Below are 16,482 nucleotides of genomic sequence, written 5' to 3'. Positions count from 1 at the left end.
ATATCATCAAAATAGCCATTATGGTCTTGGCTATCTTAAATCTATCAATAACAATGGGAAAGAAACCGTAATGAAATTTTTATCTAATTCTAGGAAATTTCATAAGGCTTTGGCGCCTTGGGTTTTTCTTCCATTATTTATATCTTCAATTACAGGCCTTTTCTATAGGATTTCAAAAGATTTATTAGGTTACTCTAGAGATCAAGTTCATTGGTTAATGTCACTCCATGAAGGCGAATGGCTTGGAGAAAATGGAGAATTAATATATGTATTATTGAATTCCCTTGGAGTCTTATGGATGCTAATAACAGGTTTCCAAATGTTTTCAAAAACAATTTCATTTACCAAAAAGGTTACTAAAGGCGAGTCAAAAGGTTAAGATATAGGTCTTGTAGGATAAAAAAGACCAAAATGGCAAAAGAGACACAAGGAAATGAATTAGAAACCGGTTTTAAAGCTGACGAATCAAAGGATGTGGCAGTTAAAGAAAAAGAAAAAGAATTGGTTTCTGAAACTAAAAACCCTTTAACCGCCTCAACCATTATTGAGGAATTTGAGAATGCACAATTAAAAAAAGAATTACCTGAAATTTATGTTGGGGACACTGTTAAAGTTGGTGTGAAAATTACAGAAGGTAATAAAGAAAGAGTTCAACCTTATGAAGGTGTTGTAATAGCAAAAAGGCATGGAGGTATTAACCAGACTATTACAGTTAGGAGAATTTTCCAGGGTATAGGTGTTGAAAGAGTATTTATGCTACATAGTCCACAAGTTGCCTCTCTAAAAGTTGAACGCAGAGGTAAAGTAAGAAGAGCTAAATTATTCTATCTAAGAGATAGAGTAGGAAAAGCTACTCGCGTAAAACAACGCTTTGATCGATAAAGTTGTAAATTAATCAACTTATTGGTCACAAAGGCGCTTATAATCATTTAAATGCGTCGTTAGTTCAGTTGGTAGAACGCAGGTCTCCAAAACCTGATGTCGGGGGTTCAAGTCCTCCACGACGCGTTTGATCAACATTATGTAAATCATTTTTTCATAAAATGGAGTTAGATCTTCAACCTGGGGACGTAGTTAAAGTCCTCGAATCAGCAGCTTTAGGATGGGTTCGTGCAAGAGTCATCAGAGTTAAATCTGGTGGGAGAGTTGTCGTACAAAGCGACCAAGGCAGAGAGTTTACCGCTAGAGGTAACCAAGTTAGGTTGATAGAACCTGCTGGTTTTAGACCTCAAAAATAAATAGTTATTTATATCAAGGCTGCTATAAACTAACTATTTCTGTAAATCCTCAAATTAATAAATTTTTTTTATTACAACAACATAAATTAAGTATTATGATCTGATAATTTTAAGAATGTAGTTCTAAATAACTTTAGAACAAAACTCTGGGACCGTAGTTCAACTGGTTAGAGCACCGCCCTGTCACGGCGGAAGTTGCGGGTTCGAATCCCGTCGGTCCCGTTTTTTTTTAAAAAATTTGGAAAAACGTTTAAGATTAGCCCCGAGTCCAACAGGTTTATTTCATATTGGGACCGCTAGAACAGCATTATTCAACTGGTTGTATGCACAAAAAATAGGCGGAAAGTTTCTGATCAGAATAGAAGATACAGATTTTCTTCGATCTAAATCTGAATACACAAATAATATATTAGAGGGCTTGCAATGGCTTGGACTTAAATGGGATGAAGAACCGATAAAGCAAAGTGACCGAATTTCGACTCACAAAAAACACATCAAAAAGCTACTAGAAAGTGGAGCTGCCTATAGATGCTTTACCACCGACGATGAGATTTCTGAATTAAGAGAGGAACAAAAGAAGAAAGGTTTACCTCCAAGGCATGATAATAGACATAGAAATCTTTCAAAAGAAGAAATAGAAACATTCATATCCAAAGGAAGGACTTCCGTAATAAGGTTTAAAATTGATGAAAAAATACAAATAAAATGGTTAGACCAGATAAGAGGTGAAATTAAATGGCAAGGTAAGGACTTGGGTGGTGATTTGGTTTTATCAAGAAGGGCTAAGGGATATGAGATAGGCGATCCTTTATATAATCTTGCAGTTGTAGTTGATGATAATTTCATGAACATAACTCATGTCGTAAGAGGAGAAGACCATATCTCTAATACTGCGAAACAAATATTGATTTATGAAGCGTTAAATTTCAAACTACCAACTTTTTCACATACACCGCTAATACTAAATAGCGAAGGGAAAAAATTATCCAAGCGAGATTGCGTTACTTCCATCGATGAATTTAGAGATATGGGATATTTACCCGAAGCATTAGCAAATTACATGGCATTTCTAGGTTGGTCCCCAAAATCTGCCGTGAGTGAAATACTGACACTTAATGAGATATCTAAAACTTTTGACTTGTCAGATATAAATAAAGCTGGAGCAAAATTCAGTTGGGAAAAACTCAACTGGATTAATTCTCAATACATAAGAAATATGGATTCCGTAAAATTAAGTGAGGTCATATGTAGATACTGGGATAATTTGGGTTGGAATCCTCCATCTAAAGAATGGGCTATTAAATTAGTAATTTTGATTAAAGACTCAATGACCCTTTTAAAAGATTCTATTGATCAATCAAAACCATTTTTCTTATTACCTCCAATTCAAAAAGAAGGTAAAGATTTCCTCGAAACAAAGGATAGTAAAGCATCTCTAAAACTAATTCTAAGTTATTTAACTGAGCAAAAAACTGTCAAACTAACCAAAGAGAAAGCCAAAGAAATAATAAAAGAAATTTCAAAAATCCATAATGTCAAAAAAGGCATTTTAATGAAATCATTAAGAGTAGCCTTTTTTGGTTCTCTCAGTGGGCCAGATTTAATTCAAAGTTGGGAACTTTTAGCAGAAAGTAAAAGTGATATATCGAGGATTGAAAGATGTCTTAAATTAATCTAAATTTCTTTTTGGACTAATTCAAGCCGATTTGCCAAAAGTTTAGCCGTAAGGCCTTGAATTCCTACTGTCATTAATATTGTAAGAAAAACTAAACCTTGAAGACGTCCAGCCCCAAGGATACCAGCCTGTTCTAATCTGATAGAAAAAAGAGAGGCAACCGCTGCAGTAACAATACCTCTTGGAGCTAACCAGGCCAAAAATACTTTTTCTTTTAAGTTTAATTCTTTTCCTATTGTTGCTATCCATATTGAGATAGGACGAACAATTACCATCAACATAAAAACACAAACAACCCCTCCCCAACCTAGAGGACTTAATTCACGCCAAGAGACATCAGCTGCCAAAAGGGGGAAAAGAACTGTTATCGCTAATTGAGCTAATTCACCTATTAGATTATCCAATCTCTCCTTATCTATTACTTCTCTTTTGCCCACAATAAAGCCTGCCGCAACAGAGGCAGGCAAGCCTGATTCTGGTAAAAAATATTCACATATTCCATATACAAGAAAAATAAATCCAAGGGTAACTTGAAGCTCTAGACCAAATGAGGCTTCATTTTTTGTTTTTTTTAAAATTTCTGATAGTAACCATCCTGAACCTAATCCTATTAGAACGCCTCCCCCTAATCTTTGCATTAATGCAACAAATACATCCTTGATCCCATGCAAATCCCCTAGAGTTAGTTCTAAAAGTAATAATGCTAATACTGCTCCAATTGGTTCAAGTAACAATCCCTCAGCCTTTAAAACTTCCGAAAGAGGGGAAACTAATTTTATTTGTTCAACTAATGGAGAAACGACTGTTGGTCCAGTAGCTAGAACTATAGCACTATATATTCCTGCAACCTGCCATGAAAGACCAGCCAGCCAATGAGCAATAAAAATTCCAGCAGATAATGAAATAAATAGTCTGATCAGTGAAATTTTTAAAACAGTATTTCTTACATTCCCTTCAGGCAGTTTTAAATTTAGTCCACCTTCGAAAAGAACTAAGCTGACTAAAAGTCCAACAATAGTTTCGAGCCCTTGTCCAAGATCTAAAGGCTCAACCAGTCCTAAGCCTGATCTTCCGATGAATAATCCAGAGAGTAATAAAATAACAACACTTGGGAATCCCGTAACAGAAGAAAATAGTCGAGCACAAGCACCTGCAAATAAAGTTATTCCCCAAAGTAATCCAAGCCTTTCGGGCGTCATATAATCTTACAAATAATAAAAATATTAATCATTTTGATTAAATCAATAATCTCATCACAAGTCCATTAAATACAATATTTTTTTAATTTAATTAATAAGCCTCACTAAATTACTGAATAAGTCAAAAAAGTTTTTCTCTATTAGGAAAATTGGCTTATTAAAGCAACAATAATAAAAATTATGCCTATACCAATAGTTGCCATCCTCCCGTTCCATATTTCGGCTTGTGGGGTAAAGCCTCTTTTCCATAAATTGAGTTCCTTTTTATCAACGAGGTTTTTTGTTTCTTCCATCTCAATTTTAGGTTGTTTGTTCATTTGATTTAGAAAGGAGGATTTTCTTCATAAAGAGTATTTGCTTGTTCAATTGATAGTCTTCCTGAGACACCTAATTTAAGGGAACTTATATGATCCTTAAATTTGATTCTGAACAACGCAGCTGCTCCAATCATCGCCGCATTATCTGTACAAAGATTAAGGGGAGCTAAATGAACTTTAATAGATTTTTTACTTGCTTCACTAATCATCATTTTTCTTAATGTATTATTAGCAGCCACACCTCCTACAACAACAACATTATCCAAGCCATGATCTTTTGCACATTTTATAGTTCTCTCCACCAAAACCTCCGCCACTACTCTCTCAAAACTTGCAGCTATATCAGGGACTGGGATTGGTTTACCATCTAGATTTATTTTTTCAACTAGTCTTAATACAGCAGTTTTTAGACCACTAAAAGAGAAATCATATTTAAGAAATCCACCCTTTTTATCAGAGATCCTACATTTTGGTAAATTGAATTTCATAGGATTGCCCTCTTTAGCAATATTTGCAATTGCCGGTCCTCCTGGATAACTAAGACCTAATAATCTTCCGACTTTATCAAAGGCTTCTCCAGCGGCATCATCAAAACTCTTCCCAAGTCTTTGCATTCCCCTTCTCTCATTAACCTTAATTAATTCAGTATGTCCTCCACTCACAAGTAATGTAAGAAAAGATTTCTTTGGATATTTTTCTGAGAATAGAATTGAAGACAAATGGCCCTCCAAATGATGAATCCCCAAAAATGGCTTTGAATGTATAATGCAAAGTGATCTTGCAGTAATAGAGCCAACCCGTAAACACCCAACCAATCCAGGAGCTACAGTTGATGCAATATAATCAATATCTTCAATTTTAATTTTTGATTCTATTAATGCTTTTTCTAAAACAAAAGGTAATAATTCTAAATGTTTTCTGGCAGCAAGTTCAGGAACAACTCCTCCCCATTTTGAATGATCTTCAATTTGAGATGCAATAATATTTGAATGAATTTTAAAAGAATCACCAATATTAGACACTATTGAGACAGATGTCTCATCACAACTTGTTTCAATAGCTAAAACTTTACGCATATTTGCTTCAACTTGTTCTATTTTAATAATAATTTCTTACTTAACACATTATAAGGAATTAAAGATTGCAACTTATGAAATTCTTTTTTTCAATCATAACCTCAGTTTTTCTGTTTCTAGGACTTACTCCTATTGCTTTAGCTGCTAATGGTCCAGCATTAAACGCTGACAGAGCAAGTACAGAATTTACCGCATCAGCCCTCACAAAATGCTCTGAAAATCCTAAATTTATTGAGAGAGCGAGTTCTGCTACTACTCAGAAAGACATCGCAAGATTTGAAAGGTATGGCAAAGCATCTTGCGGAGATGATGGCTTACCTCATTTAATTTTAGGAGCTCCATTAGAACCATGGGGTGCACTTTTAAACAGAGGACATGAAGGAGACCTTCTTATACCAGGTACAATATTTATTTATATTGCTGGCATAATTGGTTGGTCTGGAAGGGAGTATCTAATTGAATCTAAAAAGACTAAGAATCCCGCTGACATGGAAATCTTTATAGACTTCTCTCTAGCACAGAAATGTCTTATAAAAGGAGCCCAATGGCCCTTACTTGCAAACAAGCAAGGAAGAAGTGGAGAACTTAGAGAATCAGATAAAAATATCACTCTAAATGGTCCACGCTAAAACTTAACTTAAAATATTTATCTTAAAAAAATGTTCAAACTTTTTAGTACTAAATACATGAGATCAGCTCCTGTAGTAGCAGCGGCTTGGTTGACTGTTACAGCAGGAATAATTATTGAATTTAATAGGTTTTTCCCAGACTTATTATTTCATCCAATGAGCTGAATAAAAGAAAGAATAGTCAAGTTTGTATTAACTTGATTATTCTTTTTGCTGTTTCATAAACATTGTGATTTGTCAAAGCAAAATCAAATTGATTTGATTCTGAAATCTCATAATTAGCTCTTAAGAGTCTTTTTTTTATTGCCTCTTCTTTTTCTGTTCCTCTATTTCTTATTCTTCTCTCTAACTCTGCTATATCTGGAGGGAGTAAAAATATTGAAAGGGACTCAGAAAACTTTTCTTTAATTTGTTTTGCGCCCTCCACCTCAATTTCAAGTAAAACGGTTAATCCCTTTTCGATTTTCTCATTAACAGAAGATAAAGGAGTTCCATAATAATTACCAGCAAATTTGGCCCATTCAAGAAAAAGGTTTTGTTTAATCATTTCTTTAAACTTTTCTTTATTCAAAAAGTAATAATTTTCACCTTCTTTCTCTCCCTCTCTGGGTTCTCTTGTAGTTGCAGATATTGAAAGCCAAATATTTTTATCCTTACTTAATATTTCTTTGATGACAGTTCCTTTGCCAACCCCGCTTGGTCCGGTAAGGATAATGAGTTTTTTAAAATTTTTCATATTAAATTTTTTACAGTAAAATAAAAATCTTCTGAGTTAAAAATAAATAATGCAAAAAGGTGTGCCTCAGATAATGGATATTACATCTATTAGATCTATCTTGCATTATTTATCAAAACAAATTTTACCTGCAAAGTTTGAAACTGCCCAACAACCTGAGCCTAATACCATTCAATTCTGTCTAAGAGGAGTTAATTATCAAACTTGGTTAGAAGTTTCATGGAATGGAGACTCTCCCAGAATACTAAAGATAAATAAACCAGAAAAGGTTGGAAGAGAAAGTACACTTTCTAAACAATTAAGATACGGATTAAAATATATGGCTTTAATTTCGATTGACCAAAATGATTACGAGAGAGTTATAAAATTTGGTTTTGCAAAAAAACCAAGAGATGAGATTAGCAAGTATTTGATTTTTGAGTTAATGGGAAAACATAGTAATATTTTCTATTTAGACAATAAACAAAAAATAATTGCTGTAGGGAAACAACTCAAATCAAGTGAATCTAGTTTTAGAAAAATTTCAACAGGATCAATTTATTCTAACCCCCCAATTAATCTTAAAAAAAAACCAAGAGAAGATGAATCTTTTCAATCGTGGAAAGAATCAATTTCTACAGTACCTAATTCATTGAAACATTGTTTAATCAATACTTACCAAGGTGTAAGTCCAATTTTAACGAAGCAATTAGAGGTCTTTAGTAATATTAGCGATTCGGAAATAATGGAGAGAAATATTGATTTCATTAGCGATGCCAATTTAAAGGAGATATTTAAAAGTTGGAGGATATGGATAAATAGATTTCAAAATAATAGCTTTTCCTTTGCCATATTTAATCAATTTTTTTATTGCGTTTGGTTTTCAGATAAAGAAATTAAATCTGAAAAAAAAATTGATTTATGCGTTGGTTTAGAGAATTATTATGATTATCATTTAAAACAAAAAAAACTTGAATTGTTATCAAATAAAACTGAAGGGATAATTTTCAAACAAAAAAATACTGAAAAAAAGAATTTAAACATGCAATATGATCTCCTTTTAAAGTCAGAAAATTACGAAGTATATAAAGAAAAAGCTGACAAAATATTCACTAAAAATGAGATCAAAAAACAAGACATCATAAAAGGACAGAAACTGTATAAAAAGTCAAAAAAACTAAAAAGATCTCGTGAATTGATAAAAGAAAGACTAAATATTTACAAAACTAATCTAAATAGATTAGATGAATTCACAACGCTTTTAGAAAATCTAAATTCTTTAAAACATGAAGAACTTTTTATAAAAATTAAACTAGTGGAAGAAATTATGGAAGAAATTTGTAACGAGTTTAATATTAATCAAAAGACGCGAAGAGAAAATAAGAAAAATATATCTGAGATACAATCTTCCCCAATTCAAGTCAAGACTCCCACAGGATTAAAGCTTCAGGTTGGGAGAAATATGAGGCAAAATGATTTAATCAGTTTTAAGTTTTCGAAGAAAGGCGATCTATGGTTTCATGCTCAGGAATCGCCAGGAAGTCACGTAGTATTAAAGTCTTCATCTCAAGAAGCATCTGAACAAGATCTGCAAATAGCTGCAGATTTAGCTGCTTTGTTTAGTAAGGCAAAAAGAAACATTAAAGTTCCAATTAACTTAGTAAAAATTAAAGATTTGCAAAAAATAACAAAAGGAGGGCCAGGATGTGTTTCCTTTAAAAATGGAGAGATTATTTGGGGAAATCCTACAAGAGGAGAAGATTACATTAAAAAAAATCTTAAAACAGTAATTTAGTTTATAATAAAAAAAATTTTAGATCTAAATGTTTGATTTTCTTTTGGGTACTCATGAATTTTTAGGAAATCATAGTTTTCCAGAATTTATTGTTGGATATCTTTTCGGCGCTGCATTAATAATTGGAGCTCCGACTGTTTTCTTATTACTTGCCTTCGTAAGCGCACTTATGAAAACAAATGGGAAAATGGGTGGGTATAGAGAATATGAAACTTACGGCGAATCATCTTTAAATGATGCTCCTCCTTTCTTATTACCAGACCCAACTAATCCTAAATGAAGCAAATAATTAAATTTACCGAAAAATAAAATTAGACTTTGGCAAAATTGATTTAAAAGCTTTTTCTTACAAAATCTTTAGTAAACAATAATGAAAGTTACAGGTCAGAGCGAAAATAAATTATCAGATTTGATGACTTTCAGTGATCACCTAGAGGAGTTTCGGCAAAGGATACTAAACTCAGTTTATTCAATACTTATCTCAATATTTTTAAGCTTTCTTGTTATAAAGCCGTTAATATCTTTTTTAGAAGTTCCAGCAGGTGATATACATTTACTACAACTTGCTCCAGGAGAGTTCTTATTTGTTGCTATTAAAGTTGCAGGTTATAGCGGATTAATAGTTTCTATGCCCTATATTTTTTATCAAATAATATTATTCATTTCCCCAGGATTAACAAAACAAGAAAAAAGCCTTATCTTGCCCGCAGTTTTTGGTTCAGGTCTTCTATTTTTCTTAGGATTAATTTTTTCATGGTGGATATTAGTTCCTGCAGCCATAAAATTCTTTATTACTTTCGGTGCTGACATTGTTGAACCAACTTGGTCAATAGAGAGATATTTTGATTTTGTTCTTTTATTAATGTCTAGTACTGCATTAGCTTTTCAGTTGCCAGTATTACAATTTATTCTTGGTTCTCTTGGAATAATTACTACAGAGAAAATGATTTCGAATTGGAAAATAGTTGTGATCTCCTCAGCGATCTTATCTGCAGTGATTACCCCTTCAACAGACCCATTGACAATGTCATTGCTATCTATTTCGATTGTGTTTTTATTTTTTGTTGGTACTGGATTAACTTACTTATCAGAAAATCTTAAATCAAAAACTCTTTCATCTTCTCATTAACATTTAATTGCAAGCTGACTGCTCTACCCAGCCTTGGCCTAGCATTTACTTTTGTTAACCATTCCCTTACTTCTTCTGAGTATCCACATCTATTTAAAATCTCGATTTTATCAGCTATCGATTTTTGATATTCAACTTCACTTAAAGGAAATGATTCCTGTCCAAGGAATCCCCACATCATTTGTAAATATACAAACCTTCCTCTTTTAAAGAGTCTAAAGTCATATTTTTTACCCCAACGATGAATCAAATAATGAATAACTTCATCTACAAGTAATGGTTTCATTTAAATCAATTAATTAAGACTTCCTCAACTTTTACTTTAAATTATTAAAAGTCCTATCTATTTGCAACAGAAATTAGACAATTTGATTCATAATAACTAATAAATAACAGAACCAAGTAGCGAATGACTCAATTAAGTTCCAATGATGTCCCTTCAATGGGTCGAAGGCAATTTATGAATCTTCTAACATTTGGTACTGCAACTGGTGTAGCTTTAGGAGCTCTTTATCCTGTGGCAAATTATTTCATGCCTTTAAGAGCCGGCAGTGGAGGTGGTGGAACTTCTGCTAAGGATGAATTAGGGAATCCAATAACTAAGACAGGTTGGTTGGCAACCCATCAAGCAGGAGACAGAAGCCTAGTACAAGGTCTCAAAGGAGATCCAACTTATTTAATAGTTAATGAGGGTGGCGAAATAGGCGAATTTGGTTTAAATGCAATTTGTACTCATTTAGGTTGCGTTGTCCCGTGGGATAGTGGTGCTAATAAATTTATATGCCCTTGTCATGGTAGTCAGTACGATACTAATGGGAAGGTAGTAAGAGGTCCTGCTCCTTTATCTTTAGCACTAGCTCATGTCGATATTGACGATGATTCTGTACTTGTCAAACAGTGGTCAGAAACTGACTTTAGAACTAATGAAAATCCTTGGTGGGCATAAAAAAATGAATGATCTTAAAAAGCAAATTATGAAAAAAACAACTTTATTTATCTGCGCTCTTCTCTTCACTACAAGCATTATCTTATATCCCAAGATCAGTTTTGCCTATCCATTTTGGGCTCAGCAAAACTACGAATCCCCAAGAGAAGCTACAGGAAAGATAGTATGTGCGAATTGTCATCTAGCTCAGATGCCTACTATTGCAGAGGTTCCACAATCCGTTGGTGCTGATAGTGTTTTCAAAGCTGTTGTCAAAATACCTTATAAAAATGACTTAAAAGAGATTGGAGCTGATGGTTCTGAAGTTCCATTACAAGTTGGTGCTGTTGTAATGCTGCCTGATGGCTTCAAACTTGCTCCTCAAGAAAGGTGGACTGAAGAAATCAAAGAAGAGACGGAAGGAGTATACTTCACTAATTACAGTGAAGAGAAAGATAACATAATAATTGTAGGTCCTTTACCTGGTGATACCAATAAAGAAATAGTTTTCCCTGTACTCTCTCCTGATCCATCCACAAATAAAGAATATCACTATGGTAAATACTCATTACACATAGGGGGCAATAGAGGTAGAGGTCAAGTTTACCCAACTGGAGATAAAAGTAATAATGTAATATTCACCTCTTCCGCCACAGGAACTATTAATTCAATAGACACAATTGAAGATGGTAGTTATGAAATTATTATAGAAAATGAGAATGGTGAAATAACTACTGATTCTGTACCAGTTGGACCTCAACTTATAGTAAAAGCACAGGACAAAATTAATGCAGGTGATCCACTTACTAATGATCCAAACGTTGGTGGTTTTGGGCAATTGGATGCTGAAGTGGTACTTCAGAGCCCTTACAGAGTTATTGGATTAATTGCATTCTTTATTGGTGTAGGTCTAACTCAAATACTTTTAGTCTTAAAGAAAAAACAAGTAGAAAAAGTACAGGCAGTAGAGGGTATTTAACTGTCTTTGGATGCTTACATTTCAAGCTTTTATACAGTCTCCAGGAGAAACATTTTTACATTTAGGATTTCTAACGATTAGATGGTATGGTTTGCTTATTTCGATTTCAGTCTTCATAGGCCTATTTATTTCTAAAAAACTTGCAAAGGCAAGAAATATCAATCCAGAGTACATAAGCGAGATACTACCTTCATTAATAATTTTTTCAATAATTGGAGCAAGAACTTATTACGTAATTTTTGAGTGGAGGAAATATATTGGAGACAATTTTTTTACTTCTTTTGAGCTATTTAATAACACAATTCAAATTCCCTCTTTTCTAGCAGTTTGGGAAGGAGGCATAGCAATTCATGGAGGTCTAATTGGAGGATTATTATCTATTATCTATTTCTGTAAGTCGAAAAACATTGATTTAAAAACTTTTATAGATATATTAATACCCTCGATTATTCTTGGACAATCTATAGGAAGGTGGGGAAATTTTTTTAATAATGAAGCATTTGGGGTTCCTACAAATTTGCCTTGGAAATTATTTATACCTATCCAAAATAGGCCTTTAGAATTTATTAATTACGAATTCTTTCATCCTACTTATCTCTACGAATCATTTTGGAATTTTTTAATATTTATCCTCCTTATTTTGATATTTAATAAACAGAGTAAAACAGATTTTTTTAGGCCTGGCTTTATTAGTTGTCTTTATTTAATAAGTTATAGCTTTGGAAGATTCTGGATTGAGGGTTTAAGAACTGACCCCCTTTGCATTGGTGGGCTTCCGCCTTTCTGTAGTGGCGGTATAAGAATGGCCCAATTTATAAGTATTTTTCTATTTTCTTCTGGATTAATTGGAATATTTTTTTTAAGATTAAGAACATATAGTGGTAAAAATAGAAAGAATGAATAAGAAAATATCATTTATTGGCGTTGGTCCCGGCGATCCAGATTTATTAACACTAAAAGCTTTAAAAAAAATAAAAAGTGCAGATGTCATTATTTGGACTGATTCTCTAATTCCTGAAAAGATTTTAGATTTTTCTAAAGAAGGTTCTGAAAATATAAAAACGAGTTCCCTCAACTTAGAGCAAATCACCTCAATCATGATAAAAAAACTTCAGGAAGGGAAAACTGTTATAAGGTTGCATGATGGAGACCCTTGTCTTTTTGGCGCAATTAGAGAACAAATAGAAATTTTAAAAAAAGAAAAAATTGAAATCGAAGTTATTCCAGGTGTAAGTGCTTTTCAAGTCGCAGCAGCATATCATGAAGCTGAGTTAACTATCCCAGACGTAACGCAAACAATTATTTTAACAAGAGCAGGAGGCAGAACTGGTATGCCCGAGAAAGAATCTCTAAAAGATCTTGCGAAACACAATTCCTCTTTATGCCTTTATCTAAGTGCTAGGCATGTAAAAAGTTCTCAAGAAACTTTACTAGAGTTTTATCCCCCAGAGACTAAAGTTATTGTTGGATTCAGAGTATCTTGGGATGATGGTTGGACATCATTAATAGAATTAAAAGATATGGAAAAATTTTCTATTGAAAAAAAATTAATTAGAACAACTATTTACATAATTAGCCCAGCAATTAATAATTCTCAAAACAGGTCTAATCTATACAATCCATCATATAGGCATCTCTTTAGAAATAAATAATCGCAAAGTTGATAGAAAAATATTAATCACTATAATTAGTAAAAATTTATTTGCTTTGAAAGAAATAAAATCTAATCCAGAAGACAATACCAAAAAAGAACAATCCTCTTTAAAAAGAATTGGAAATTTTATTAAAGAGGCAAGGTTAAGTAGAGATCAATCTGTTGAAGAATTGGCTTCTGATTTGAAAATTGGATCTCATCAACTTAAAGCCATTGAAGAAGGCAATGAAGAAGAGCTGCCTGAAAAAGTATTTATCAAAGCAATGGTTCGTAGAATTTCACAGAAGTTGAAACTTGATACAGAATTTATAATGAATGAATTGAATACAGAGAAGCAAGAGATAAAAATAGAAGAAATAGTTGAAGAAGTGGCTAAAAAAACTAATAAAACTAGAAAAGCTAAGGATCCAAGTCCATTAGGGTTCTGGATATTTATTTTAATTTCAGGCTTTTTAGGACTAGCAGCCTCATCCTTAATTTTTAATTTATTTTCAGAGTCTTTTCAGAATCAAACTCCAAAACAAGAACTTATTAAAAAAACTAAATAACTTTTAAATCCAAATTCTTTAGTTCTTTTATAACATTACGGCATAATCCTAAATTCCATTTTTCAAGGAGAAGATCATGGTCTTTATTTAAAGGTACAAGTTCAAATGTAAGAATATTTTCCTGTAATTTTATTTGAACTGAGGAAATCACCTTGTCAGGTCTTTGATCAAGAGATGCTGCTACTCTCAGAATTAATGACATTTCAAGAACTAATGTTTTATCTTCTTTGGATATTAAATTTTGCCAAGACTCATGTCTTTTCTTGGGTAGAGTCTTTCTATGGTATCTAGCGATCGAAGCAATAATATTTGTTTCTGCTTCAGAATATCCCAACAAATCGCAATTTGTTATTAAGTACCAAGAGTGTTTGTGATATGAACTAACATTTACGTATTTCCCACAATTATAAAGATTAGAGGCTGCCCAAAGAAGTTCTTTAGCTTTAGGGTCATTATCGCTATGAAAGATATTTTTAGTCTGATCATAGATTTGAAAGGCAATATCGATAACTTTCTCAGCTCTTTTATTATCTACTCCAAACTTTCTAGCCTGATGAACTATAGTTGTTTTTCTAATATTGCTTTGAATATTTAACTCGTTTTTTATTATCCCTTTACGAAGCATCCAATCAACAACTAAACCCTCTCGAAGCGCCCTCTCACTTATTGTTAATTCATTAAAGTTCAACATCTCCATTGCGGTGTTTAATATCAATGCGCCTGGAATAATTATTTCTGCTCTTCTCTCACTTAATGATGGTATTTTCTTGATTTCCGAAACTGGCAATTTAATTAGTTTTTCCAACACATTCTGTAAATTTTCCTTTTTAAATTTATAACCATGCAACTTTTGTTTAGATTCTCCTAAATCACCTGAAATCAAATTTCCTAATGAGGTTGCAGTGCCACTTGTTGCAATCATAGATAAAGGGTTATCTCCCTTAGATCTACTCTTTATTTTTCGAACAGATGGTTCTAAAGATCCTTGAATAAAAGTAGTTAGGAACCTAGATCTTTCTGAATTTATAGACCCTTTATTTAAAAAATCATTCTTAAGTCTTACCGCACCAATTCTAGAACTGGTAAGAGCTATTGCATCTTTTTTATCTGCAAGTATTAATTCTGTAGATCCTCCTCCAATATCTATGATTACAAAAGACTGATCTTCAAGAGCCATACCAGAAAGAACACCAAGGTAAATTAATCTGGCTTCCTCAGAACCACTTATCATTTCTATTTGAATAGCAGTTTCATCAAGCACTCTTTTAATAAAATCTTGACCGTTTGGAGCTTCCCTAACTGCACTTGTAGCTGCTGTTACTATTTGTCTTACTCCATTACTTTTACAATATTCCTTAAATCTCTTAAGAGTAACTAATGCTCTTTGGATTGATTCTTCAGTAAGATTACCCTCCTCATCTCTTTCTCCAAGACGAGTGGTTGATTTATCAGTGAATTTTATTGAAAATGATTTTAATTCTAGATTAATTTCTGCTACCAAGAGATGTGTAGAGTTAGTTCCAATATCTATCGAAGCTACTAAAATTTGCTTTTCTTGAAAAGATCTTAAATCTTGTTCCAGTATCATTTCTTTTTATAAGATGCAGATATCTTTAATCCATTAATAAATATACTCAAGATTGATTATTAAATAATAGAAATCACTTAATCCTAGTAAGATTATTTAAAGTTATGAAATATACAATAGTTTATATGCAAAATAAAAATCGACAAATTAAATTTAGTACTTTTTTTGAATTATTAAGGTGGAATAAACCAACTGGAAGAGTGATCTTACTTATTCCCGCTGGTTGGAGTTTATATTTAACACCAGATGCTAATCCAACATTTTTAATGTTGTTAAGAATAATCCTGGGAGGACTACTTGTAAGTGGATTAGGCTGCGTTGTTAATGATATTTGGGATAAAAAAATTGATCAAAGAGTTTTAAGGACAAAAAAAAGACCTCTAGCTGCAAATAAAATTGGTCTTAAGACAGCTTATTTAATTCTTTTCTTTTTAATTTTATGTAGTTTCTTTTTAACTTTGTCACTACCTCAACCTGGAAGGATACTTTCCGTTTCACTTGCTTTTTTAGCTTTACCTATTATTTTAATTTATCCTTCTGCCAAAAGATGGTTTAAATATCCTCAATTAATCTTATCCATATGCTGGGGTTTTGCTGTCTTAATTCCCTGGGCAGCAAATGAAGGCAATTTGAATAGTATAGTTTTATTGTTTTGCTGGCTAGCTACCATTTTTTGGACTTTTGGCTTTGACACAATTTATGCTTTAGCAGATAAAAAATATGATATCAAAATTGGAATAAATAGTTCCGCTGTTAACCTTCAGAACAATACAAGAATAACTATTCAAATTTGTTATTTTTTAACTTCTAGTTTTCTCGCATTATGCGGATTTATTAATCAAATGAATTATATTTTTTGGCCTATTTGGCTTACAATGTCAATCTTAATGCAGAGAGATATACTTAAAGTATTTCCGGAAGAAAAGCAATCAATAAAAAATATTGGGAATCACTTCAAAAATCAATCAATTTATGGAGGAGTACTTTTATTAGGAATCATTATTGCCTCATAAAT

Annotated in this window: 21 protein-coding genes and 2 tRNA genes; 17 read left to right on the top strand and 6 right to left on the bottom strand. The window is 32.6% G+C overall.

The window, feature by feature from the left end:
• Positions 1–70 precede the first annotated feature (70 nt).
• The 6 genes from SOI86_RS09235 (at position 71) to gltX (ending at position 2,916) form a co-directional block, all read left to right on the top strand.
• A complete protein-coding gene (locus SOI86_RS09235) occupies positions 71–379 on the top strand; it encodes a PepSY domain-containing protein (protein WP_320682526.1) in 309 nt (102 codons plus the stop codon).
• A 32-nt stretch (positions 380–411) separates the two neighbouring features.
• Positions 412–882 (top strand): 50S ribosomal protein L19, encoded by a 471-nt coding sequence (rplS, locus tag SOI86_RS09230; protein ID WP_320681514.1) that lies wholly within the window; start codon positions 412–414, stop codon positions 880–882.
• 53 nt (positions 883–935) lie between these two features.
• Positions 936–1,008 (top strand) — tRNA-Trp (locus SOI86_RS09225).
• A 35-nt stretch (positions 1,009–1,043) separates the two neighbouring features.
• Complete coding sequence (locus SOI86_RS09220; protein WP_002807701.1) at positions 1,044–1,238, top strand: hypothetical protein; 195 nt, start codon at positions 1,044–1,046, stop codon at positions 1,236–1,238.
• A gap of 148 nt (positions 1,239–1,386) precedes the next feature.
• Positions 1,387–1,460 (top strand) — tRNA-Asp (locus tag SOI86_RS09215).
• A gap of 16 nt (positions 1,461–1,476) precedes the next feature.
• Positions 1,477–2,916, top strand: a complete 1,440-nt coding sequence (gene gltX, locus SOI86_RS09210; protein WP_320681513.1) for a glutamate--tRNA ligase — start codon at positions 1,477–1,479, stop codon at positions 2,914–2,916.
• Here the strand turns inward: gltX and SOI86_RS09205 are convergent.
• The 3 genes from SOI86_RS09205 to tsaD form a co-directional block, all read right to left on the bottom strand.
• On the bottom strand, positions 2,913–4,112 hold the full coding sequence (locus tag SOI86_RS09205) for a cation:proton antiporter (RefSeq protein ID WP_320681512.1): 1,200 nt from the start codon (positions 4,110–4,112) through the stop codon (positions 2,913–2,915). The genes gltX and SOI86_RS09205 overlap by 4 nt on opposite strands.
• A gap of 140 nt (positions 4,113–4,252) precedes the next feature.
• Positions 4,253–4,429: a high light inducible protein gene (locus tag SOI86_RS09200; protein WP_320681511.1), complete on the bottom strand. Its 177-nt coding sequence runs from the start codon at positions 4,427–4,429 to the stop codon at positions 4,253–4,255.
• Positions 4,430–4,434: 5 nt separating this feature from the next.
• Positions 4,435–5,505, bottom strand: a complete 1,071-nt coding sequence (tsaD, locus tag SOI86_RS09195; RefSeq protein ID WP_320681510.1) for a tRNA (adenosine(37)-N6)-threonylcarbamoyltransferase complex transferase subunit TsaD — start codon at positions 5,503–5,505, stop codon at positions 4,435–4,437.
• 74 nt (positions 5,506–5,579) lie between these two features.
• Here tsaD and SOI86_RS09190 point away from each other — a divergent pair, with 74 nt between their 5' ends.
• Together SOI86_RS09190 and psaJ are read left to right on the top strand one after the other, a co-directional pair.
• Positions 5,580–6,134 carry a Photosystem I reaction center subunit III gene (locus tag SOI86_RS09190; protein WP_320681509.1) on the top strand — a complete coding sequence of 185 codons (555 nt, stop codon included), beginning with the start codon at positions 5,580–5,582 and terminating at the stop codon, positions 6,132–6,134.
• A gap of 30 nt (positions 6,135–6,164) precedes the next feature.
• Positions 6,165–6,299 carry a photosystem I reaction center subunit IX gene (gene psaJ / locus SOI86_RS09185; RefSeq protein ID WP_320681508.1) on the top strand — a complete coding sequence of 45 codons (135 nt, stop codon included), beginning with the start codon at positions 6,165–6,167 and terminating at the stop codon, positions 6,297–6,299.
• Positions 6,300–6,315: 16 nt separating this feature from the next.
• Here psaJ and gmk read toward each other — a convergent pair whose 3' ends face one another.
• A complete protein-coding gene (gene gmk / locus SOI86_RS09180; RefSeq protein WP_320681507.1) occupies positions 6,316–6,870 on the bottom strand; it encodes a guanylate kinase in 555 nt (184 codons plus the stop codon).
• 73 nt (positions 6,871–6,943) lie between these two features.
• On the opposite strand from gmk, the gene SOI86_RS09175 reads away from it, so the two are divergent.
• The 3 genes from SOI86_RS09175 (at position 6,944) to tatC (ending at position 9,773) form a co-directional block, all read left to right on the top strand.
• Positions 6,944–8,644, top strand: coding sequence for an NFACT family protein (locus SOI86_RS09175; protein WP_320682525.1), 1,701 nt, complete (start codon positions 6,944–6,946; stop codon positions 8,642–8,644).
• A gap of 28 nt (positions 8,645–8,672) precedes the next feature.
• Entirely contained in the window at positions 8,673–8,924 is a 252-nt protein-coding gene (locus tag SOI86_RS09170) for a hypothetical protein (protein ID WP_025929890.1), read from the top strand.
• 90 nt (positions 8,925–9,014) lie between these two features.
• Positions 9,015–9,773: a twin-arginine translocase subunit TatC gene (tatC, locus tag SOI86_RS09165; protein WP_320681506.1), complete on the top strand. Its 759-nt coding sequence runs from the start codon at positions 9,015–9,017 to the stop codon at positions 9,771–9,773.
• Here the strand turns inward: tatC and SOI86_RS09160 are convergent.
• A complete protein-coding gene (locus SOI86_RS09160) occupies positions 9,742–10,059 on the bottom strand; it encodes a DUF3067 family protein (RefSeq protein ID WP_320681505.1) in 318 nt (105 codons plus the stop codon). The genes tatC and SOI86_RS09160 overlap by 32 nt on opposite strands.
• Before the next feature lie 123 nt (positions 10,060–10,182).
• On the opposite strand from SOI86_RS09160, the gene petC reads away from it, so the two are divergent.
• From petC to SOI86_RS09135, 5 genes are read left to right on the top strand one after another with little or no spacing between them, the layout of a single operon-like run.
• Complete coding sequence (petC, locus tag SOI86_RS09155) at positions 10,183–10,719, top strand: cytochrome b6-f complex iron-sulfur subunit (protein WP_320681504.1); 537 nt, start codon at positions 10,183–10,185, stop codon at positions 10,717–10,719.
• A gap of 4 nt (positions 10,720–10,723) precedes the next feature.
• A complete protein-coding gene (gene petA / locus SOI86_RS09150) occupies positions 10,724–11,677 on the top strand; it encodes a cytochrome f (protein WP_320682524.1) in 954 nt (317 codons plus the stop codon).
• Between the two features lie 10 nt (positions 11,678–11,687).
• Entirely contained in the window at positions 11,688–12,581 is an 894-nt protein-coding gene (gene lgt, locus SOI86_RS09145) for a prolipoprotein diacylglyceryl transferase (RefSeq protein ID WP_320681503.1), read from the top strand.
• A complete protein-coding gene (cobM, locus tag SOI86_RS09140) occupies positions 12,574–13,329 on the top strand; it encodes a precorrin-4 C(11)-methyltransferase (RefSeq protein WP_320681502.1) in 756 nt (251 codons plus the stop codon). Before lgt ends, cobM begins: the two co-directional genes overlap by 8 nt.
• A 55-nt stretch (positions 13,330–13,384) precedes the next feature.
• Positions 13,385–13,879 carry a helix-turn-helix domain-containing protein gene (locus SOI86_RS09135; protein ID WP_320681501.1) on the top strand — a complete coding sequence of 165 codons (495 nt, stop codon included), beginning with the start codon at positions 13,385–13,387 and terminating at the stop codon, positions 13,877–13,879.
• Here the strand turns inward: SOI86_RS09135 and SOI86_RS09130 are convergent.
• Positions 13,872–15,467, bottom strand: coding sequence for a Ppx/GppA phosphatase family protein (locus SOI86_RS09130; protein ID WP_320681500.1), 1,596 nt, complete (start codon positions 15,465–15,467; stop codon positions 13,872–13,874). The two genes, SOI86_RS09135 and SOI86_RS09130, sit on opposite strands and share 8 nt — an antisense overlap.
• Before the next feature lie 104 nt (positions 15,468–15,571).
• Between SOI86_RS09130 and SOI86_RS09125 the strand changes: the two genes are divergently transcribed.
• Entirely contained in the window at positions 15,572–16,480 is a 909-nt protein-coding gene (locus SOI86_RS09125; protein WP_320681499.1) for a 4-hydroxybenzoate polyprenyltransferase, read from the top strand.
• Positions 16,481–16,482: the final 2 nt, after the last annotated feature.

Source organism: Prochlorococcus sp. MIT 1314, assembly GCF_034093315.1.
Taxonomy (GTDB): domain Bacteria; phylum Cyanobacteriota; class Cyanobacteriia; order PCC-6307; family Cyanobiaceae; genus Prochlorococcus_A; species Prochlorococcus_A marinus_Y.
Note: the sequence above shows the minus strand (reverse complement) of the source record. Positions and strands in the feature narration are given on the sequence as shown.